Origin of the sequence: Janthinobacterium sp. 344, from assembly GCF_900112025.1 — a bacterium.
Taxonomy (GTDB): domain Bacteria; phylum Pseudomonadota; class Gammaproteobacteria; order Burkholderiales; family Burkholderiaceae_D; genus Janthinobacterium.
The window spans coordinates 1-21,572 of record NZ_FOKL01000020.1 but is presented as its reverse complement, the minus strand read 5'-3'; the positions used below and the strand labels follow the sequence as shown (position 1 = coordinate 21,572).

Below are 21,572 nucleotides of genomic sequence, written 5' to 3'. Positions count from 1 at the left end.
GGGCGACCGCGCAAGCCCCTGCGTTTGCGGCATGGAGGGGCTGACCCCGGCTGTTCAGCAGACGAAAAAAAGGCAGCGCTGCGCGCTGCCTCTGTTATCTAATACTGTCCCATTCCAGATCAAAGCGGGCCAGGAATTTCTTGAGCCGGTCCGCATCATTTGGTTTCGCCTTTGCCTCGCGCGAGATGGCATACAATGTGCGGCCCGCATCGGACAGGCTGTTGGACTGCCGGCACACCTGGATGACTGCCTGCAGCTGCAGCGCATCGAACAGATCGAGTTGCGCTGCCGCCTGCTCTCCCATCAGCTCTGCCAGGTCCACTTCCGGACGACCGGTTCGCCCATCATGATGCTGCCACATCCGGTTCAATCGCCTGATCTCTTCGTCGACCACGCTATCGGTGATGCGCCCCGCTTCCGACAGGGTGGCCAGGCGCGTCACGGCGGCGGACAGATCGCGGAAGTTGCCCTTCCATGCGGCCGATGGCGAGGCGGCGAAGCGCATGAAGCGGTCGCGCGCTTCCTTGTTGAAGCGCACTCTTTCGCCCGTCTCCGCACCATACTGCGCCAGCAGGTAATCCAGGTTCGGCTCGATATCCTCGGGGCGCTGCGCGAGACCCGGCAATTCGTACGTCCACAGATTGATGCGCGCATACAGGTCTTCGCGGAAGCGGCCGGCGGCCACTTCTTTTCCCAGGTCGCGGTTGGTGCCGGCGATCAGCTGGAAGTCGCTTTGCACCTCCGTGTCGGCGCCGACGGGGAAAAAACGCTTCTCTTCGATGGCTTTCAACAGCATGGCCTGTTCATCGCGTCCCAGTTCGCCGATTTCATCGAGAAACAGCAAGCCTTTGTGCGCGCTGCGCAGCAAGCCTGGCCTATCCGCACCCGCACCCGTGAATGAACCCTTGATATGACCGAACAGGGTGGACGCTGCGCCATCGCCATGCAGGGTGGCGCAATTGAGGTCGATGAATTTGCCATCGATCTGATGGCGCGATTTTTTCAATTCATACACGCGGCGCGCAAGGAAGGACTTGCCGGCGCCGGTTGGTCCCATCAGCAGCATGGGCGCTTTTGACTTGATGGCGACGCGCTCGATTTCCGCGATCATGCTGTTGAACTTTGCATTGCGCGTGGCGATGCCGGACTTCAGGAAGGCCACGCCTTCTGCCTGCTCGCGCGTAAAACGCTGGGCGATCTGGTCGTAGCGCGACAGATCGAGGTCGATCAGCGCGTAGCTGCCCGGATTGCCGGCGGCCTGCCGCTTCGGCGGCGACGTTTGCACCAGGCGGCCCGGGAAATAGCGGGCTTCCGTCATCAGGAACATGCAGATTTGCGCCACGTGGCTGCCGGTGGTGATGTGGATCCAGTATTCCTCCTTGTCCGGATCGAAGGCGTAGCTGTTGGCAAAATCGTAGAGCGCGCCATACACGTCTTCAAAATCCCAGGCATCGCTGATGGGCAGGTCATGGGCGACCAGCCTGGTTTCAGGCGAGACGCTGGCGATATCCTGCGACACCTGGCGCACCAGGCTGGCAAACTGCTCGCCGGCGTACAGCAGTTCGAAACGGTCGATGATCCTGTCTTCATGCTGGGTCAGCGCGACGCTGGGGCGCCACTTTTCCCAGCGTGCCGCTCCCCTGCCATTGTCGAGCTGCGTGCCGAGAAAGCCGATGACGACGGTGCGTTTTGCTTGCATATCCTGGATAATAATTTATCTGAAAAGATAATTGTATTCGAAATCGTAATCGCTGGGATGTTTTCAATACCAAGCGCGCATGAGAATATTATGCATTAAAATCAATGGCTTACATTTATTTTTGGCAAAATCATTAAAGCTGGCACAGCGCTTGCAATAGAGGAGAGATCAACGAGATAAACGTAGAGAGCAGAGAGGAACGAAAAATGGCCAACGCCCAGTTATTCCAGAGCGCACAACAGACCGCGACCTTGCCAGCGGCGCTGGCGCGCAATGCCGAAGGCGCGCCCGCGTATGCGCTGACGCCACGCCATCAGCTGGCCCAATATGCGGCCACCGGCTGCCTGAACACGACGTTCTATGCCAGCGCCGAAGCGCAGCTGGCGAAAGTAATCGAGCTGTGCCAGGCCGTCGAGCCAGCCTTCATCGCACAAACGGCCGTATATTGCCGCGAGCGGGGCTACATGAAAGACATGCCGGCCTTGCTGGTGGCCGTGCTGGCGGGGCAGGGTGCTGCGCAATTGACGCAGGCCTTCCAGCGCGTGATTAACAACGGCAAGATGCTGCGCAACTTCGTGCAAATCATGCGTTCGGGCGCCGTGGGCCGCAAGTCGCTGGGATCGCGTCCGAAAAAGCTGGTCCAGGCATGGTTGAACAGCGCATCCGAGCAGGCCTTGCTGGCCGCCGCCGTGGGCAATGCGCCATCGCTGGCCGACGTGGTGAAGATGGTGCACCCGGCACCGCAGGCAGCGTGGCGGGAGGCATTCTTTGCCTGGCTGATCGGCAAGGAATACAAACGCGATGCCTTGCCGCCGGCGCTGGCTGCGTTCGAGGCATACAAGGCCGATCCTGCGCAGCCGATACCGGAGGTGCCGTTCCAGATGCTGACGGCGATGCCCATGAACGCACAGGCGTGGGCGCAGATCGCCCGCCATGGCGGCTGGCAGATGGTGCGCATGAATCTGAATACCTTTGCCCGCCATGGCGTGTACGACTTAGCCGGCATGCCGGAACTGATCGCCGCCAAGCTGCGCGATCCCGAGGCGATCGCCAGCTCGCGCGTGTTTCCGTACCAGCTGATGTCGGCGTACATGGCGACCGGCGAGAACGTGCCGTCCATCGTGCGCGATGCGCTGGAGCAGGCGCTGGAAATATCGCTGGCGAACGTGCCGCGGATTGCCGGCAAGGTGGTGGTGTGTCCTGACGTTTCCGGCTCGATGGCCTCGCCCGTCAGCGGCTTTCGCGGCAGCGCCACCTCGAACGTGCGCTGCATCGACGTGGCGGCGCTGGTGGCGGCAGCCATGCTGCGCAAGAATCCGGATGCCATGGTGCTGCCGTTCGAGCACAGCGTGGTGCAGTGCGCACTTGGCGCGGATGACAGCGTGATGGCGAATGCGGCCAGGCTGGCGGCCATCGGCGGTGGCGGCACCAATTGCAGCGCGCCCCTGTTGCGCATGAACGCCAAGCAGGAGCTGGCCGACCTGGTGATCTATGTGTCCGATAACGAATCGTGGATCGACGCAAAGCGCAGCGGCGCCACGGCGACGATGGGACAGTGGGCTGTCTTTAGACAGCGTAATCCGCAAGCAAAGCTGGTCTGCATCGATATTTCGCCGCATGCCACGACGCAGGCGATGGAGCGCGAGGATATCCTGAATATCGGCGGTTTTTCCGACGACGTCTTCCGGATCATCGCCGCCTTTGCCGCCGGCCAGCTGGGGGCGGCCCACTGGGCGGGCGAAATCGCCGCCATCGATATCGCGGCACCAGAGTGTTGAAGTAAAGCGCATGAATGCGGACAAGACTACATAAGAGGCGTCCTGTCCAGGCTTGTCACGCGCCGCAGTACCCCGAATGCCGACAGGATTACATCGATCAGCCGCGTCAAACCGGCCTGCCAGACGCAGTGCGCCTGGCAGACAATCCTGTCCCGCCTTGTCGGGTTGTCGTACTGATGAATGCCGGTGGAACTCCATCCAGAGCCGATGCGTCGGCAATGTTTCACCAATCCTTGTCATCACCCCCAATACAATAAAAGAAGAGCATAGCGATGAAAAACGAAGAATACGAAGTCCTGCATACCGAAGGCAGCCGTCCCGTGAAAATGTGGACGCGTGGCGTGCCTGTCGAAGAAGCGGCCAAAAAACAATTACGCAACACGGCGACCCTGCCGTTCATCTACAAGCACATCGCCGTCATGCCCGACGTGCACCTGGGCAAAGGCTCGACCATCGGCAGCGTGATTCCTACCCTGGGCGCCGTGATTCCGGCGGCCGTGGGCGTGGATATCGGTTGCGGCATGATGGCGGCGAAGACCACGCTGACGGCGAATGATCTGCCCGATAATCTGGGGCCGCTGCGCAGCGCCATCGAGCGCGCGATTCCGCACGGGATGTCGCCGAAGACGCGCGGCCACCGGGGGCGCGACGAGGGTTCGTGGCATACGCCGCCTTCCGTGGTCGATGCCGCCTGGATGCAATTGAAGGATGAATTCGATGCGATCTGCCTGAAGACGCCAAAGCTGAAAAACACGAACAATCACCGCCACCTGGGGACTTTGGGGAGCGGCAACCATTTCGTCGAAGTCTGCTTCGATGAACAGGGAAGTGTCTGGTTCATGCTGCATTCCGGTTCGCGCGGCGTGGGCAATGCCATCGGCACGCATTTCATCGAGCTGGCCAAGCAGGATATGCGCACCCATTTTATTAACCTGCCCGACCAGGACTTGGCCTACCTGGCCGAAGGCACGCAGCATTACGACGATTACGTGGAAGCGGTGGGCTGGGCCCAGCGCTTTGCGCGCAATAACCGCGAAGTGATGATGCAGAACCTGATCGCCGCAGTGCGCACGGTGATCCATAAACCGTTCCAGACGCATGTGGAAGCCGTCAACTGCCACCATAACTACGTGCAGAAGGAGCACCACTTCGGCAAGGACGTGCTGGTCACGCGCAAGGGCGCCGTATCGGCCCGCGCGGGCGAGCTGGGGATCATTCCTGGCTCCATGGGCGCGAAGAGCTTTATCGTGCGCGGCAAAGGCAATGCCGAGAGTTTCCATAGCTGCAGCCACGGCGCCGGGCGCACGATGAGCCGCACGGAAGCGAAGCGGCGCTTCACCCTGAATGACCAGATCCTTGCCACCGAAGGCGTCGAGTGCCGCAAGGATGCCAATGTGATTGATGAGATTCCGATGGCTTACAAGGATATCGACGCGGTGATGCTGGCGCAGCGCGAACTGGTCGATGTCGTGCATATCCTGAAGCAGGTCGTCTGCGTCAAAGGTTAACAGTAAAGAGAGTGGGAATGATCGAAATAGATGGTGCCGTCGGTGAAGGCGGCGGACAGATTTTGCGTTCGGCGCTGACGCTGTCCATGATCACGGGCCAGCCGTTCCGGCTGGTGAATATCCGCGCGGGCAGGAGCAAGCCTGGCTTGCTGCGCCAGCACCTGGTGGCCGTGCAGGCGGCCGCGCAAGTGTGCAAGGCGCGCACGACGCCGGTGGCGCTGGGCGCGACGACGCTCGAATTCGAGCCGGGTCCCATCCGCAGCGGCGATTTTCGTTTTGCCATCGGCAGCGCTGGCAGCAGCACCCTGGTGCTGCAAACCCTGCTGCCGGCCTTGCTGTATGCGGACGCGCCGTCCTGCGTGCAGGTCACGGGCGGCACGCACAATGCGATGGCGCCTCCCGTGCACTTTCTGCAGCGCGCCTACGGACGCGTGCTGGCGGCAATGGGCGCCAACGTGGATTTTGAATTACGGCGCTTCGGTTTCTTTCCGGCTGGCGGCGGCGAGGTGCGCGCTACGGTGCAGCCCTGCCAGCGCCTGCAGCGCATCGAGTTGCTGCAGCGCGGTGAGCGGACAAACGGTTTCGCGGAAAGCTTTATCGCCGGCGTGCATGTCGGCGTGGCGCAACGCGAACTGGAGCGCGTCGCCAGCGGCATGGGCTGGAGTGGAAAGCAGCTGCGCATCGGCGGTTTGCCGGCCGACCAGGGGCCGGGCAATGTCTTGCTGCTGACATTGGAACATGCGCACGTGACCGAAGTGTTTGCCTCTTTTGGCGAAAAGTCGGTGCTGGCCGAAACGGTGGCCAAGCGCTTGTTGAACGAGGTGCGGGCCTACGTGAAGTCCGATGCGGCCGTGGGCGCGCACCTGGCGGACCAGCTGATGCTGCCGATGGCGCTCGCTGGCGGCGGGGCTTTCACCGCCAGCGAGGTCACGCAGCATGCGCTGACGAACGCGGATGTCATTGCCCGCTTCCTGCCCGTGCGTTTCAGCTTTGAACAGCAGGCGCGCAGCGTGCTATGCACCGCGCACCCGGCCTGACCCGGACAGACGCTTGTGATTTAAAAGACGTACTGCGCGCTGACGCCGAGCAGCCAGTTGCGTCCCGGCGCCGCTTCGTAATAGCGCTTGTTGCTGTCGCCGACGATGACGGAGCCGACGTACGTGCGGTCGAACAGGTTGTTCAGGCGGGCAAACTGCTTGAAGCGCCAGTTGCCCACGCTTTGCTTGGCGTTGACCCGGGCGTTGACGACCGTGTAGCCGGGCGCCGGCTTTTCGGCATTGCTGTCTTCCGCGTAGATCTTGTTGGCGGCCACGCCTTCCAGCGCAGCGCCGTAGCGGTCGAACGTGTCTTTCCAGGCCAGTTCGGCAAACAGGTTGGCGCTGGGGACGCCGGGCAGGCGGCTGCCTTCGCGCACGCCGTTGAACGCTTCGTCGTATACGGCGTGCAGGCTGGTCAGCGCCAGTTTCGTCGTGAACCCGTACGGCAGGCTGGAGTCGAGCGACACTTCCACGCCCTGGCGCAGGGTCTTGCTGGCATTTTTGTAGCTGGTGCGCCCACCGCTGGAACTGTCGACCACCAGTTCATCATTGGTATGGATCTGGAACACGGCCGCGTTGAGGCGCGTGTTATGGTTGATCCTCGCCTTGACTCCCGCTTCCAGGTTGGTGCTGGTGGCCGGCTTCAGGTTGAAGTTGAAGCCGCCGCCCGCGCCCGAGTAAAACAGCTCGTTCAAGGTGGGCGCTTCGAAACCGCGCGCGGCGCTGGCGTACACATTCAGCGTGGGCGAGACGGCATAGCGCAGGCCCAGCACCGGCGTCGTGTGGCTGTATTCCAGGCTGCCGCTGTCATTGCCATTGCTGAGGAAATGGTCCGTCACTTCCACTTTCATCTTGCTGTAGCGCAGGCCGGCGCTGAGCATCCACGGACCGCTTTCCCATTCGGTCTGGATATACGGATCGAGGCTGGAGACGACATCGCGCTCGTCGCGGCGCAGCTTGCCCTTCACGCCGAAGGTATTGCCGATATAGTTTTCATAGCCCGTGCGGTCGTCGCTGGAGCGGCCGTAATCGACGCCGATGGTGGTGCTCAATTTGCCGCCGGCCAGCTGGTTCACGTGCAGCCAGTTGGTGTCGACGCCATAGAAGTTGCGCTGGAAATCGACCACGCCGCCAGAATGACTGGCCGGCGCCTGGAAGCCCTTGGTGAATGCCTGGTACTGGATCACGTCGCGGTTGCCGCCATAGGCCGTCACGTGCAGGCGGTCGTCGCCAAAGCGCTGCTCATAGGTGGCGCCGATCTGCTGATGGTCGATGCTCTTGCGCGTGTTATAGCGTTCGGCCAGGGTGCGTTTCGGATTTTGCGTATCCGTCTGGTCGATTTCGCCGGCGCGCGGGTCGCGCGCAAACGTGGCCCAGGTGGCGCCCAGCGGATCTTGCGTATTCCCCTGGTGCAGGCTGTTGGCGACGATGGTCAGCTTGCTGTCCGCATTCGGCTTGACGGTGATCTTGCCAAAGGCCTGTTCGCGCGTAGCGGCGCTATGGTCGCGGAAACCATCCGTGCGGAAGCGCGAGCCATCGAGCACGTAGCCGATGCCGCCTGCCTGGCCCTGCGCGCTCAGGTCCACCTTGTTCGTGCCGTAGCTGCCGCCCGTGACATTCAGTTCCACCGACGGCGGGTTCTGGCCGTCTTTTGAAAACAGCTGGATCACGCCGCCCGAGTGGTTGCCGTAGATGGCGGAGAAGGGGCCGCGCAGCACTTCGATGCGTTCCGCCGTATCGAGGTTGAAGGTGGCCGCCTGGCCCTGGCCATCTGGCATGGTGGCGGGAATGCCGTCGCTGATCAGGCGCACGCCGCGCACGCCGAAGGCCGAGCGGGCGCCGAAGCCGCGCGAGGAAATCTGCAGGTCCTGCGCGTAGTTCTGGCGGTTCTGCACCACCAGGCCCGGCACGGCGGCCAGCGCTTCGGAGGCATTCACGCGCATTTGCCCGTCCTGGATGCGCGCGCTGTCGATCACGTCGATCGAGGCGGGCATGTCGAAACTGGCATGGCCGACGCGCGTGGCGCTGACCACCACGACGTCCGCCATCGGCAAGGCGTCCGCGTTGGCGTCAGGGGCGGGTGCGGCGGCCGTGGCCGATACCGCTACGCAGGCGCTTCCGCCCAGCGCAAATAGCGCGGCGATCGCATTCAAACGAACAGGGTGCTGCTTCATATTTTCTCCAGATAGGTTGCTGCCGCTAGTGCGCATCGTGGTCTGCGTCGACGCTGGTCTTGAGCCGGGGTGGAGGGAGCGGGCGGCTGTCGATGAAGCTGCGCACAGCCCGTATTTCCTGTGCCGTCAGCACGTCGCGCCACGGTGGCATATAGATAATGCCCGCGCGGACTTTGCCGGTATTTACCGACATGATAAAGTAATCATCGACATCCTGCAGGCAGCGCCGTTGCAGCGCCGGGTCTTTCAGCGGCCTGCAGAAGCTGTTCAGGCGCCGCAGATCGGGCGCTTCGGCCGACGGCGTGCTCGCCTGTTCGCCGTGGCAGCGGGCGCAGTTGGCCTGGTAAATGGTGGCGCCCAGGGCGATGGCGGCAGGGGCGCTCGGAGCGGGAAGGGTGTCGGCCGCCTGGGCATGCAGCATGGGCAAAAGCGTGAACAAGGCGGTGAACAAGGTGGTGGACGAGGCGGAAAGATGCATGGCGGCGCTCCGGTATCACCAGTCCGTCGGGCAGCCGCTGCAGCCCTCCAGGTTGGCATCGGGGAAAATGGTGAAGCGCAGGATGGCGCGCTCCAGCTTGGCGTTCTTCAGGTTGGTGCCCCAGAACTTGGTCTCCTGCAGGTCGGCATCCACCAGCACCACGTCGGCCAGGTTGGCCATGTTCAGGCGCGCCGCCTCCAGGCTGGCGCCGCGCATGTCGGCGCCTTGCATGTCGGCGCGCATCAGGCGGCTCGTTTCCAGGTTGATGCCGGCCATGCTGGCGTTGCGGAACGAGGCGCCAGGCGCGTTGAGCGAAAACGCCATCGCGCCCGTCAGGTCGGCGCCATCGAGCAGGGCGCCGGCCAGGTTGGCGCTGCGCAGGTTGGCGCGCATCATGCGCGCGCCGCGCAAGTCGGCGCCGTGCAGATCCTTGCCCACCAGGTTGGCGCCGCGCAGGTCGGCATTTGCGCATTGCGCGTATGGCCACAGGTGGCAGCCGTTGACGATGGTGACTTCCGGCTCCGCCACGCCGTTGACGATCTGCGCGGCGGCGGGCAAGGCGAGTGCGGCCAGGCATAAAGCCTGGCCCAGCACTCGCCATGCCGAGCCACGCAGCGCGCCGGGGCCGGTACTGCGCTCCGGCGCCCGCATCACTTGGCCGCCATCTTGGCCGATGGCGCTTTCGGCAGCTTGAAGACCCAGAAGCTGCCGCCCTGCGTCACCTGCTTGGTCAGCTCCGCCATGTCGCCGCCCCACAGCGGCACGGCGCCGCCGTAGCCGCTGGCCAGGCCGATGTACTGCTCGCCATCCTGTTCCCAGGTGATGGGCACGGAGACCACGCCGGACCCTGTCTGGTACTTCCACAGTTCCTTGCCCGTCTTCGCATCGAAGGCCTTGACGAAGCCGTCCGAAGTGCCCGTGATCAGCAGGCCGCCGGCGGTGGTCAGGGTGCCGCCCCACAGCGGGAACTTTTCCTTGTTTTCCCAGACGATCTTGCCCGTCTTCGGATCGATGGCGCGCAGGGTGCCGATGTGGTCTTCATACAGGCGCTTGATGCGGAAGCCCTGGCCCAAATAAGCGGAACCGGCCTTGTAGTGGATTTGCTCGGTCCAGTAATCCATGCCCCAGTGGTTGGCGGGGATATAGAACAGGCCCGTGTCCGGCGAATACGACATCGGCATCCAGTTGGTGCCGCCCAGGAATGGCGGCGAGACGAAGACGGCCTTGCCCTTGTCGGCGCCCGCTTCCGGCAGCGGCGGGCGCTTGCCGTTCTCCACGGGGCGGCCCGTCTTCAGGTCGATGCTCTTGGCCCAGTTGATGCCGTCGACGAAAGGCCAGGCGTTGATCAGGGAAGTGGGCTTGTTCGGATAGCCGGCGCCCGTCGCCAGCTTGGTGCGGTCGGTCACGTAGAAGAAGCCATTGCGGTCCGCATGCGCGCTCGCCTTGACCAGCTTGCCCGTCTTGGCATCCTTGTAGTCGAACAGCACCACCGAGTTATTCCCCGAAAAATCCCAGGCGTCGTTCGGCGTGTGCTGGTAAAAGCCTTTCAGCTCGCCCGTGCTGGCGTCCACATACGCCTGTCCCGACGTAAACAGGCTGTCCCAGTTGCGCGGATCGTCACCTTCCTTGGTGCGCTCCCAGGTATTCCATGGCGCGGGATTGCCGGCGCCGATGATGATGGTGTTCGTTTCCGGGTCATAGGAAGCCGTCTGCCACGGCGCGCCGCCGCCGTGTTCCCATGCTTCGCGCAGCTTGCCGTCCTTGTCGCGTGGCCAGCTGGGCGCCTTGGCGTCGCCCGTCGGCGTGCTTGGTTTGCCGTCGGCGCGGCCGATATGGCCTTCGACCAGGGGACGGGCCCAGACTTCCGCGCCCGTTTCCGGATCGCGCGCGAACAGCCAGCCCTGGGCGCCGAATTCATCGCCGGAGTTGCCGTGGATGAGCAGCACCCGGCCGCCTTTTTCGCGGATGATGAACGGTGCGCCCGTCATGGTGTAGCCCAGTTTCTGGTCGCCGAATTTTTCATTCCACATGACCTTGCCCGTGTTCTTGTTCAGGGCGACGATGCGCGCGTCCAGGGTGCCAAAATAAATCTTGTCGCCGTAGATGGCGGGGCCGCGGTTGACCACGTCGCAGCAGGGGCGGATATCGTCGGGCAGGCGGTGTTCGTAGGCCCACAGCTGCTTGCCCGTCTTGGAGTCGAGCGCATAAATGCGCGAATACGAAGCCGTGACATAGATCACCCCATCGTGCACCAGCGCCTGCGCTTCCTGGCCGCGCTGTTTTTCGCCACCGAACGAGAAGGTCCAGGCGGGCACGATCTGCTCGACGTTTTTCGTGTTGATCTTTTTGGCCAGGCTGTGGCGCTGCGCCTTCAGGCCCAGGCCGTAGCTGAGCACCTGGCTGGTGCCCTTGTCGGCATTGGCGATGTCGTCCCAGGTGACCTTGCTGTCGCCCGCGCTGGCGGCATTGGCGATCAGGGCAAGGATGGCGAAGGCGATTGGACGTGGAAATACTGGCTGCATGCTGGTCTCCCTTTTATAAGTATTGTCATGGTGGTCTTGCGACGTGGTCGCTGTGGATAGTTCAGCAACATGCGTGCCAGCCTTGTCGCGCTGTGCTGGAGGAGAGGGGTGCGCCGTCCTGCCACAGTCGCCGATGCCGCCTTGTCCTGTTTTGCAACAGCGTGGTGTTGCCATGCCCGGCGCGGGCGGGCTGGCACAGGGGTTGCTGAGGGATCTCGCTGGAAGGCCGACGCTGCCTTTGCCATGACTTATTACTTATTACGGACAAGGAGACCACCATGCATGATGTACCACGCCGCCACTTCATTTGCCAGCTGCTCGCCATCGGCGGCATGGGCGCCGCCTCGCTGGCCGGCGCCCAGTCGGCGCCACCGCGTGTGGACGAGGACAGCGACCAGGCCAAGGCGCTCGGCTACCGCCACGACACGGCCAAGGTCGACACAAAAAAATATCCGCAGCATGCGGCAGCGCAGCGCTGCAACAACTGTTCCTTTTATCAGGGCAAGAAGGATGATCCGTGGGCCGGCTGCGCCATGTTCGGCCGCAAGCAGATCGCGGGGCCGGGCTGGTGCATGGCGTGGGCCAAGGCGCCGGGCTGAGCCGGCAAGGAGGGCAGGTCGGAGCAGGCCTGCACGGCCGTGATCCGACGATAGTTCCGGCGTCAGCCGTGTCGGATGAGCGAGGCGCCACCTCGCCCATCCGATTGGCGCCGCGTCACAAGCTCTTACAGCGTCTGCTCGCGCCGCGTTTCCAGGTAGGCCTTCACCGCCCAGATCGCCTCCTGGCTGAACACGCCCTCGAACGGCGGCATGTAGACGGCGCCATTGCGGGCGCGGCCGTGACGCACGGTATCGAGCACGTACTGGTCAATTTCTTGCGCGCAAGCATCTTTTTTCTTGGCATCGGTGAGCGCCGCGCAGTCATTGTCGAGCTTGCGCAAGTCCGGCGCCATGCCGCCCGAGACGGCTTCCAGCCCGTGGCAGCGGGCGCAGTTTTGCGTGTAGGCGGCGCTGCCGATACGGATCGCCTCGGCATTCTGGCGGTAGGGGTTTTCCGTGCGCCACTCGGGGCCCAATTGTGGCAGTGTGGATGTATCGACAGCTTGCGGCGTCATGTTGCCGTGCGCCCATACGGCCGCGGCCGCCAGCATGCAGGCAAGGCCGCCGGCGGCAAGGCGCAGGCGTCGGGCGGTTGGGTTCATGGTGGCAGGAATAGATGGTGTCATGCTGGTCTCCGGTCTGGTTATGCGCGTAGTCGCGTCCCGGACAGGGTTAGCAAGCGGTATGCCAATCGATCTGTCATCGTATATCTGTCGGGGTAGCTGTTCCATTGTTCAGAAACGGAACAGGCGGCGCTGTTGGCTGATCCCATTTGACGCAGTGCGCAGGGCGGCTGGCCGCCAGAGTCGCCGTGTCGTTGTAATTTGGCTGCTGGCACGGCATTTGCAAAACAAGAGATCAGGATCACCTGACACATCCCCAATGGCCGCCTCGCGGCGGCTTTCATCGAAGCTAACACCAACGAGAAAGAGGACGACATGAATCTGGCAGACATCAGCAAACTGGGCGTAGCCAATCCCTTCAAGCAGCGCTACGACAACTATATTGGCGGCAAATTCGTCGCCCCTGTCAAAGGTGAATACTTCGGCAATATCACGCCGATCACGGGCCAGGTCTTTTGCGAAGTGGCGCGTTCCACGTCGGAGGACGTGGAACTGGCGCTCGATGCCGCCCATGCCGCCAAGGAAGCGTGGGGCAAGACATCGCAGACGGAACGGGCGAATATCCTCAACAAGATCGCCGACCGCATGGAAGCGAACCTGGCCCTGATCGCCACGGCGGAAACCATCGACAACGGCAAGCCGATCCGCGAAACCACGGCGGCCGACATCCCGCTGGCGATCGACCATTTCCGCTATTTCGCCGGCTGCATCCGCGCGCAGGAAGGCTCGGTGGCGCAGATCGACTCGGAAACCTATGCGTATCACTTCCACGAGCCGCTGGGCGTGGTGGGCCAGATCATCCCGTGGAATTTCCCCATTCTGATGGCGGTGTGGAAGCTGGCGCCCGCGCTGGCGGCCGGCAATTGCGTGGTGCTCAAACCGGCCGAGCAGACGCCGGCGTCCATCATGGTGCTGATCGAATTGATCGGCGACCTGCTGCCGCCCGGCGTGCTCAATATCGTCAACGGCTATGGCCTGGAAGCGGGCAAGCCGCTGGCGTCGAATAAACGCATCGCCAAGATCGCATTCACGGGCGAGACGGGCACGGGCCGCCTGATCATGCAGTACGCGGCGCAGAACCTGATTCCCGTCACCCTGGAACTGGGCGGCAAATCGCCGAACATCTTCTTTGCCGACGTGATGGATGCGGACGATGCCTTCTTCGACAAGTGCCTGGAAGGCTTTGCCATGTTCGCGCTGAACCAGGGCGAGGTGTGCACCTGCCCGTCGCGCGTGCTGATCCAGGAATCGATCTATGAAGCGTTTATCGCCCGCGCCCTCGAGCGCGTGGCGAAGATCAAGCAGGGCAACCCGCTCGATGCGTCCACCATGCTGGGCGCGCAGGCCTCGCAGGAGCAGCTGGAAAAAATCCTGTCGTATATCGACATCGGCAAGCAGGAGGGCGCGCAAGTGCTGGCCGGCGGCGAACGCCATGTGCAGAGCGGCGACATGAAAGACGGCTACTACGTGCGTCCGACCGTCTTCAAGGGCGACAACAGCATGCGCATCTTCCAGGAAGAGATTTTCGGGCCGGTGGTTTCCGTGACGACCTTCAAGGACGAAGCCGATGCGCTGCGCATCGCCAACGATACCTTGTACGGCCTGGGCGCGGGCCTGTGGACGCGCGACGGTTCGCGCGCCTTCCGCGTGGGACGGGCCATCCAGGCGGGCCGCGTGTGGACCAATTGCTACCACCTGTATCCGGCCCACGCCGCGTTCGGCGGCTACAAGCAGTCGGGCATCGGCCGTGAAAACCACAAGATGATGCTGGACCACTACCAGCAGACCAAGAACCTGCTGGTGTCGTACAGCCCCAACGCGCTGGGCTTCTTCTAAGGAACGGTGATGAACAATGCCATTGAAAGGGTGACGGCCACGCCGGCCGCACTCGACATGCTGGCCACCCTGCGGCAGAAACATGGTCCGCTGATGTTCTTCCAGTCTGGCGGCTGCTGCGATGGCAGCGCGCCCATGTGCTACGCGGCGGGGGAATTTGATATTTCCGACTCCGACGTCTACCTGGGTAATTTGAACGGCACGCCGTTCTACATGGGGCTGGAGCAGTTCGCGTACTGGGAGCATACGCAGCTGATCATCGACGTGGTCGACGGCAATGGCGGCATGTTCTCGCTCGATAACGGCACGGGCCGGCGCTTCCTCACCAGGTCGCGCCTGTTCACCGACGCGGAACTGGCGCAGTTGCAGCATCCGCCGGTGAAGCAGATGTAAGTTGTTGTTGCCTGGGTCCGCAAGTGCGCGGGCGTTGTCTCCTCGCCCGCGCGGACGGGGGTTTAGCTGACGGCTACGGCCGTCAGTTTTTTTTGCGCGTTCGCTTTTATTGCGGCGCTCAGAAATTGCTGCGCTCAGAATCGGAACAGCGTTGGTGACAGCGCTGGTCCGATTCTGCACAGATGTGCCATCTCATCTCCTGTCTCTCCCAGTGGCGTGCCAGGCATGCAAATTGCCATGATCAGATCGACATCACGCGCGATGCTCGATCCGATAAAAAAACCAATCAGGGAGATGAGAATGAAAAAATTATGCATGCTGGGCGCGCTTGCCGTCGCCAGCCACGCCGCGCAAGCCGTCGATTTCAAGGCCGGCGACTGGACTGTTTCGCTGGGCGGCATCGTCAACGCGTATTACACGCATGTCGCGTGCAGTGGCGATGCGGTCGGCGGGCTGGCGCTGGGTGGCAATGCCTTGGGCTGCGGCGGTGAAAGCAAGCGCACCACCATCGGCAATGGCTTGCTGCCCAATGGCCTGGTGACGTCGGCCACCTCGACGCAGGGCGACTACGATATCAAGGCCCTGATCGGCATGTACAACGCCACCGCCACCGACAGCGCGATCTCCGCCAACAGCGGCATCGACGTGCGCCAGGCATATTTCACGTTCGGCAATGCGCGCATGGGGACCGTCAAGCTGGGGCGCGACAACGGCATCTTCGGCGCCTCCGCCATCTTTGGCGACATGACGCTGATCGGTGCCGGCGCACCGGTGCAGGCCACGCAGCGGGGGCGCGTGACCTTGGGCCACATCGGCGCCGGCTACAGCTACGTGGGCTATTACGGGCAGATCGCCTACAGTACGCCGAAGTCGCTGTTCGGCGGCAGCGGCATCGGCCTGGATGTGGCGCTTGTCAGCCCCGTGGCTGACACGCCCATCGTCGCGGCACCGGCCTACTCCACGAAATCGAGCCCGCAAGCGCAGGCGCAGCTGTCCTATGCGGCCGGCGGCTTCAAGGGCTGGCTGGGGGCGAAGACGCAGAAGTTCGAGGCCATCGCCGCAGGCGCGCGCGACTTCACGATGCGCGCCGTGGAGGCGGGCGCTTCCTACCAGGCAGGCAACGCCGGCATCATCGCCAACGTCCAGAGCGGCAAAGGCCTGGGCATTCTGTCCGACGCCGACCAGGGCGACGTCACGACGCGCGCGTATTTCGTGCAGGGCACGTACAAGCCGGCGCCGTCGCTGAAGCTGGGTCTCGGTTACGGCATCAGCCGCAATAGCGAGAATACCGTCGGCACGGGCGGCCTGAAGTCGAACGCCAACCTGACCCTGGGCTTGTACTACGCGCTGACGCCGGCCATTACCCTGGTGGGCGAAGCGGGGCGGACGCGCTCCAAGGGGTTTGATGGCGGCGAGGCCAGGATGCATGGCGGCTCGCTGGGCGGCATCATCTTCTTCTGACGCGCATGATGAACAGGGAGCATTGCCTCTGCGTTGTCGCCCGCTGCCGGCGCGCGTTCGTCCTGGCACTATGCCTGGCGGCGGGCGTGCTGGCGCTGCTGCTCGGCGCTTCGCCTGTCCAGGCGGGCGTGATGAGCAGCGCCGAACTGGCACGGCGCTTTCCCGCGCCGCTGCTGGTGGGCGAGCGCGATAGTGAGCTGCCCGTGTGGCCGCTGTTTCGCCAGGGCGGCGGCGGCAGCGAGCTGGCCGCCTATGTGTTCGAGTCGGCCGACCTGGCGCCGCTGCCGGGTTTTTCCGGCGTGCCCGTCAACCTGCTGATTGCCATCGATCCGTCCGGACGTTTCATCGGCGTCGAGGTGTTGTCGCAGCATGAACCCGTGTTCCAGTACGGCCTGGGCGAAGCGCCCCTGTTCGAGTTCGTCAAGCAGTACCAGGGCGTGTCGCTGAAGCAGAACATCAGCATCGAGACGAACACGCGGCGCGCGCGCCACCCCGATGCCTCGCGCGTCTACATCGACGGCATTTCCAAGGCCACCGTCTCGGTGCGCATCATCAACGAGAGTGTGCTGGCCGCCGCCTTGCTGGTGTCGCGCCAAAAGCTGGGCTTTGGCCAGGCGCGCGCGGCGGGCAGCATGGTGCGCGTGCGGCCGGAGGTGCTGGAGGCGCTCACCTTCCAGGGCCTGCTCGATGAGGGCCTGCTGCGGCACCTGCGCGTGAGCAATGGCGACATGGAGCGCCTGTACGCGGGCAGCGAAGGCGCCCGGCTGGACGAGGAGGCGCTGCGCCAGCCCGATCATACGTTCATCGATTTGTACCTGGCCTTCGTCTCCGTGCCCAGCGTGGCGCACAGCCTGTTGACACCGGACAGCCTGCGCAAGCTCAAGCCGTGGATAGAAGAGGGCGACCAGGCCATCCTCGTCATATCGTCCGGGCGCCACCGCGTGCCGGGCGACGATTTCATCCGCGGCGGCATCCCCGAACGCCTGCTGCTGCGCCAGGATCAGCTGGCCATCGACATGCGCGACCTCGATCTGGACCTGAAACTGCTGCCCGGCTTGCCCGTGCCCGCCGATGCCAGCCTGACGCTGTTCCGCGTGCCCGCCGAGGCGGGACTCGATCCGGGCGCCCCATTCGATTTCACGCTGCCCGTCACGCGCAGCAAGGGGCAGTTCTACCCGGAGCGCATCACGCGCGAACTGCCGCTCGCCTATCGCATCGCGCCGCGTTTCGTCAGCGGCTGGACGGCCGGCAAACAGGAGGCCTGGCACGGCGCATGGCAGGAACGCCGGGGAGATCTGCTGATCCTCGCCATCGGACTGGCCGTGCTGGCGCTGGCCCTGTCGCTGCCGCGCCGGCTCAGCGCGCATGCACGCCGCTTCCAGTGGTTTCGTCTCGCCTACTTGCTGTTCACGCTGGGCTTCATCGGCTACCACGCGCAGGCGCAGCTCTCCATCGTGAACCTCACGGGCGCGCTGCAGGCGCTGGTGGCGGGGCGCAGCTTGTCCTTTCTGCTGTTTGATCCCATGACCGTGGCGCTGTGGAGTTTTGTCCTGGTATCGCTGCTGCTGTGGGGACGCGGCACGTTCTGCGGCTGGCTGTGCCCCTTCGGCGCGCTGCAGGAACTGGTGGGCAAGCTGGCACGCCTGTGCCGGGTCCCGCAGCTGAAATGGCGCGGCGCTACCGATATGCGCTTCAAGCGCGTCAAATATCTCGCGCTGGCGCTGGTCGTCATCGTCGCCTGGCTCGATGGCGCGGGCGGCAAGACCGATGCGCTGGTGGAGATCGAACCGTTCAAGACGGCGATTACGCTGAACTTCGTGCGCGCCTGGCCGTATGTGGCTTACGCGCTGGCGCTGCTCGCTGCCAGCGCGTTTGTCCACAAATTCTTTTGCCGCTATCTGTGTCCGTTGGGCGCTTCGCTGGCGCTGCTGGGACGTTTCAGATTGCTGGATTGGATTCCGCGCCGTGCCGAATGCGGCACGCCATGCCAGACCTGCCGCCACCGCTGCGACTACCAGGCCATTGAACCCGATGGCGCGGTGGTGTACGCGGAATGCTTCCAGTGCATGGACTGCGTCGTCATCCACGAAAGCGAGCAGAAATGCGCGCCGCGCCTGCTGGAGCGCAAACGCGCGCGCACGATCACGATTCATCGCGACCAGGGAGCCGTATCATGAAACGCCGCACTTTTATCGCCGCCTCGCTGGGCACCATGGGCGCCAGTGTCTTTGCTGCCTGGCCGGCGCATGATCAGATACATACGGGGGCGGCGCTGGCTTTCGGCACGACGATCACGGTCGCGCTGGTGCACGCGGATGCGCAGCTGGCGGCACAGGCGATCAGCGATGCGCTGGCGGCGGTGCAGCGGGTCGATCGCCTGATGAGCATTTATCGCCCGGACAGCCAGGTGTACCAGTTGAACCGGCAGGGCGTGCTGCGCCGGCCCGATGCGCAGCTGCTGGCCGTGCTGGCGCAGGCGCGCGCATTATCCGATTGGACGGATGGCGCTTTCGACATCACGGTCCAGCCTCTGTGGGGCGCTTTCAGCGAGGCGGCGTCGCGCCATGCCTTGCCGACGCCAGAACAGCGGCGCGCCGCGCTGGCGCTGACGGGCTGGCGTGACCTGGCGTTCGATGCGGAGCAGGTGCGCTTCGCGCGGCCCGGCATGGCGCTCACGCTCAACGGCCTGGCGCAGGGCTACGCGGCGGACATGGCGCTGGCGGCGCTGCGCGCGCATGGAATACGGCATGCGCTGCTCGATACGGGCGAATTGATGGCGCATGGCCGCAAGCGCGCGCACCAGCCGTGGACCGTGGGTGTGCGTGACCCGCGCGATGCGCAGGCGCTGGCGGCGACCTTGCATATTCATGGCTGCGCCGTGGCCACCTCCGGGGATTACGCCACCGCATTCACGCCGGACTACCGCCATCACCACATTTTCGATCCGGCCTTGGGTGACTCGCCGCAGGAACTGGCCAGCGTGACGGTGATGGCCAACACGGGCATGCTGGCCGATGGTCTTTCGACCGCCTTCATGGTGCTGGGGCGCGAACGGGCAGCCGCATTGGCGGCCAGCCTGCCCGGCGTCGACCTGCTGGCCATCGACAAGCAGGGAAGGGCGTGGCGCTCGCCCGGCTTTCCAGTCAACGCGGCGTGAGGCAGCTTGCGCTTATTTGAGATTGGGGATCTTGCGGTAGATCGTATTGCGCGACACGCCCAGCGCGCGCGCCGTGGCCGAGACGTTGCCGCCATTCGCTTCCAGCGACTTGAGGATCACCGATTGTTCCATCTCTTCCAGATTGGCCCCTTGTGCCAGAAGACGTTCGGGACTGGCAGCAGGATCCGGAGGCGCGCCCTGGTCGATATCGTCGAGGAAATCGTCCGGCATGTGGCGCAGGCAGATTTCATGCTCGTCGCCGGCCATGACGATGGCGGTGCGCAGCAGGTTCGTGAGCTGTCGGAAGTTGCCCGGCCAGCGGTGCTGGCGGAACAGCGCGAGGATCTCGGGCGACACGTGATAGCGGCCATTCTCCGCTTCTGTGGCGAGAATTTTCCTGACCACCGTTTCCAGGTCGGTGCGCTCGCGCAGCGGCGGCAGCTTGACCACCAGGCCATTGAGCCGGTAGTACAGGTCTTCGCGGAACAGGCCCTTGGCCATGCGCTCGCGCAGATTGTGGTTGGTGGCGCAAATGAGTTCCACGTTGACGGGAATCGACTTGTCGCTGCCCAGCGGCGTGACCATGCGTTCCTGCAGCACGCGCAGCAAGCGCGCCTGCAGGCTGAATGGCATGTCGCCGATTTCGTCGAGAAACAGCGTGCCGCCATTCGCCTGCAGGATTTTGCCGACGGCGCCTTTCTTGCGCGCGCCCGTGAATGCCCCGTCTTCATAGCCGAACAGTTCCGATTCGATCAAGGTTTCCGGTATCGAGGCGCAGTTGACGGCGACGAAAGGGCTCATGGCCCGTGGCGAATCGTTGTGGATGGCTTGTGCCAGCAATTCTTTTCCCGTGCCAGTCTCGCCCATGATCATGATGGGAATGTCGCGTCCCAGCACGCGCGTGACCTTGTCAATCACCAGTTCCAGCTGCTGGTCGCCCGTGCGCAGGTAGCGCAGCCCGGACAGCCTGCGCGCCTGGGCCGCTGCCTGGTTGGCGGCGACGGCCGCATTGGCAGGAACGGCAGGCGCTGTCCGCTCGCCCGCCAGCGAATGCTGGAACACGCTGTTCGCCAGGCGCAGCTGGGCGCGGCCCAGCACGCGCACGCCGTTATGCATGCACAGGTTGAGCAGGCCGGGAGCGGCGGTGCGGTAGTGTTCATACAGCGCCGAGACAGGCAAGCCAAAGAGGGAGCTGAAAGTATGCGATTGCAGCGCCGAAAAAGGCAGGCCCAGTTGGAACAGGCCGTTGCGGTTGGCGGCCAGGAAGCGCCCACCGGGGCTGAACGAGGCGATACCTTCCATCAGGGTGCCGATGAATTCGGGGCGTGTGTGGAAGTGCAGGGTGATGGCATCTTCGAAGGTGGCGGAGAACAGCTGGTTCTCGATCATCAGCGCGGACATGCGCACCAGCGCCATGGTGTGCTTGTGGAAGCTGCGCTGGTCGCCGGAGACATCGAGCACGCCGATGACATTGCCCAGATGGTCCGAAATGGGCGCCGCCGAACAGGTAAGGAAGTGGTTGGCCGCCAGGTAGTGTTGGTCGGCATGCACCAGCGCCGGCGATTTTTCCACGATGGCCGTGCCGATGGCATTGGTGCCCTTGGTGGCCTCGGACCAAGCTACGCCCGGTTGCAACGCCACCCGGTTGGCCTTTTCCAGGAAATCGTCGTCGCCCAGCGAGTGCACGATGACGCCGGTGGCATCCGTCAGTATCACCATATTGTGGGTGTTGATGATTTGCTGGTACAGCGTTTCCATGGCCGGCACGGCGTGCGCATGCAGCAGGCGATTCTGTTCGATCAGCACGGACAGGTCGCTGCGCGCCAGCGGGCTGAAGTCCGCCGGGGATTCCGGCTGCAAGCCATAGTCGATGGAGCGCCGGTGGGAGGTCTCGATAATCAGCGGCATGTTCTCTGACCATGCGGACGTGGCGGTAGAGCTGTTCGGATCTGGAGCAGTCGGACGGTGCATAGTGTTCTCTTTGTCTCGGTTGGCCGCTGCTCGTGGGCGCGGCTCTCTGTACCTGCACTGGTGTTCCATAATGTAGCACCTGTGCAGAAAGTGAGCAAAAGCACGGCTGCATGCTGTTGCTGTAACGGCAATAAGCAAAGTAGGTGCCAGCTGAAAAATAGCCCTTGCGGGGCGCGCGGGCCTTGGCTATAATTCTCCCCCTCGCTGAACGACGCATGTAAATGCCGAGTGAAGCAGGGTGAAAAAAGAAGGTTGACGAATTAGCCGAAACGCTTCATACTCTTCCTTCTTCGCAGCTGACAAACACAACGCTTTGTCGATAGCGCGAAAGCAGTA

Annotated in this window: 16 protein-coding genes; 9 read left to right on the top strand and 7 right to left on the bottom strand. The window is 63.6% G+C overall.

Annotation, left to right across the window (positions count from 1 at the left end):
* Positions 1 to 94: 94 nt before the first annotated feature.
* On the bottom strand, positions 95 to 1,699 hold the full coding sequence (gene rtcR, locus BM193_RS27880) for an RNA repair transcriptional activator RtcR (RefSeq protein ID WP_092804556.1): 1,605 nt from the start codon (positions 1,697 to 1,699) through the stop codon (positions 95 to 97).
* Positions 1,700 to 1,905: 206 nt separating this feature from the next.
* Here rtcR and BM193_RS27875 point away from each other — a divergent pair, with 206 nt between their 5' ends.
* The 3 genes from BM193_RS27875 to rtcA all read left to right on the top strand — a co-directional run bounded on the left by BM193_RS27875 (position 1,906) and on the right by rtcA (position 6,022).
* On the top strand, positions 1,906 to 3,477 hold the full coding sequence (locus BM193_RS27875; protein WP_092804559.1) for a vWA domain-containing protein: 1,572 nt from the start codon (positions 1,906 to 1,908) through the stop codon (positions 3,475 to 3,477).
* 272 nt (positions 3,478 to 3,749) lie between these two features.
* Positions 3,750 to 4,985, top strand: coding sequence for an RtcB family protein (locus BM193_RS27870; protein ID WP_092804562.1), 1,236 nt, complete (start codon positions 3,750 to 3,752; stop codon positions 4,983 to 4,985).
* Positions 4,986 to 5,002: 17 nt separating this feature from the next.
* Complete coding sequence (gene rtcA, locus BM193_RS27865) at positions 5,003 to 6,022, top strand: RNA 3'-terminal phosphate cyclase (protein WP_092804565.1); 1,020 nt, start codon at positions 5,003 to 5,005, stop codon at positions 6,020 to 6,022.
* Between the two features lie 20 nt (positions 6,023 to 6,042).
* Here rtcA and BM193_RS27860 read toward each other — a convergent pair whose 3' ends face one another.
* Genes BM193_RS27860 through BM193_RS27845 form a run of 4 tightly spaced genes read right to left on the bottom strand, consistent with a single transcriptional unit; the run spans position 6,043 to position 11,196 of the window.
* Positions 6,043 to 8,196, bottom strand: coding sequence for a TonB-dependent receptor family protein (locus BM193_RS27860; RefSeq protein WP_092804568.1), 2,154 nt, complete (start codon positions 8,194 to 8,196; stop codon positions 6,043 to 6,045).
* A 25-nt stretch (positions 8,197 to 8,221) separates the two neighbouring features.
* On the bottom strand, positions 8,222 to 8,674 hold the full coding sequence (locus BM193_RS27855) for a c-type cytochrome (protein WP_092804571.1): 453 nt from the start codon (positions 8,672 to 8,674) through the stop codon (positions 8,222 to 8,224).
* A 15-nt stretch (positions 8,675 to 8,689) separates the two neighbouring features.
* Complete coding sequence (locus tag BM193_RS27850) at positions 8,690 to 9,325, bottom strand: pentapeptide repeat-containing protein (RefSeq protein WP_092804574.1); 636 nt, start codon at positions 9,323 to 9,325, stop codon at positions 8,690 to 8,692.
* Positions 9,325 to 11,196 carry a methanol/ethanol family PQQ-dependent dehydrogenase gene (locus BM193_RS27845; RefSeq protein ID WP_092804577.1) on the bottom strand — a complete coding sequence of 624 codons (1,872 nt, stop codon included), beginning with the start codon at positions 11,194 to 11,196 and terminating at the stop codon, positions 9,325 to 9,327. The genes BM193_RS27850 and BM193_RS27845 overlap by 1 nt, the downstream gene beginning before the upstream one ends.
* 278 nt (positions 11,197 to 11,474) lie before the next feature.
* On the opposite strand from BM193_RS27845, the gene BM193_RS27840 reads away from it, so the two are divergent.
* The gene (locus BM193_RS27840; RefSeq protein WP_092804580.1) at positions 11,475 to 11,795 is read left to right on the top strand and encodes a high-potential iron-sulfur protein; all 321 of its coding nucleotides are present in this window, start codon (positions 11,475 to 11,477) and stop codon (positions 11,793 to 11,795) included.
* Positions 11,796 to 11,920: 125 nt separating this feature from the next.
* On the opposite strand, the gene pedF is transcribed toward BM193_RS27840, so the two are convergent.
* Positions 11,921 to 12,346, bottom strand: coding sequence for a cytochrome c-550 PedF (pedF, locus tag BM193_RS27835; RefSeq protein ID WP_254786461.1), 426 nt, complete (start codon positions 12,344 to 12,346; stop codon positions 11,921 to 11,923).
* A gap of 387 nt (positions 12,347 to 12,733) precedes the next feature.
* Here pedF and adh point away from each other — a divergent pair, with 387 nt between their 5' ends.
* From adh to BM193_RS27810, 5 genes are all read left to right on the top strand, one after another.
* The gene (adh, locus tag BM193_RS27830) at positions 12,734 to 14,254 is read left to right on the top strand and encodes an aldehyde dehydrogenase (RefSeq protein WP_092804586.1); all 1,521 of its coding nucleotides are present in this window, start codon (positions 12,734 to 12,736) and stop codon (positions 14,252 to 14,254) included.
* 9 nt (positions 14,255 to 14,263) lie between these two features.
* Positions 14,264 to 14,647, top strand: coding sequence for a DUF779 domain-containing protein (locus BM193_RS27825; RefSeq protein ID WP_092804589.1), 384 nt, complete (start codon positions 14,264 to 14,266; stop codon positions 14,645 to 14,647).
* Between the two features lie 300 nt (positions 14,648 to 14,947).
* Positions 14,948 to 16,108 carry a porin gene (locus tag BM193_RS27820; RefSeq protein WP_175533449.1) on the top strand — a complete coding sequence of 387 codons (1,161 nt, stop codon included), beginning with the start codon at positions 14,948 to 14,950 and terminating at the stop codon, positions 16,106 to 16,108.
* A 5-nt stretch (positions 16,109 to 16,113) separates the two neighbouring features.
* Complete coding sequence (locus BM193_RS27815) at positions 16,114 to 18,285, top strand: 4Fe-4S binding protein (RefSeq protein WP_254786460.1); 2,172 nt, start codon at positions 16,114 to 16,116, stop codon at positions 18,283 to 18,285.
* The gene (locus BM193_RS27810) at positions 18,282 to 19,265 is read left to right on the top strand and encodes an FAD:protein FMN transferase (protein ID WP_092804594.1); all 984 of its coding nucleotides are present in this window, start codon (positions 18,282 to 18,284) and stop codon (positions 19,263 to 19,265) included. The genes BM193_RS27815 and BM193_RS27810 overlap by 4 nt, the downstream gene beginning before the upstream one ends.
* A gap of 12 nt (positions 19,266 to 19,277) precedes the next feature.
* Here BM193_RS27810 and BM193_RS27805 read toward each other — a convergent pair whose 3' ends face one another.
* Positions 19,278 to 21,236 carry a sigma-54-dependent Fis family transcriptional regulator gene (locus tag BM193_RS27805; protein WP_092804597.1) on the bottom strand — a complete coding sequence of 653 codons (1,959 nt, stop codon included), beginning with the start codon at positions 21,234 to 21,236 and terminating at the stop codon, positions 19,278 to 19,280.
* Positions 21,237 to 21,572: the final 336 nt, after the last annotated feature.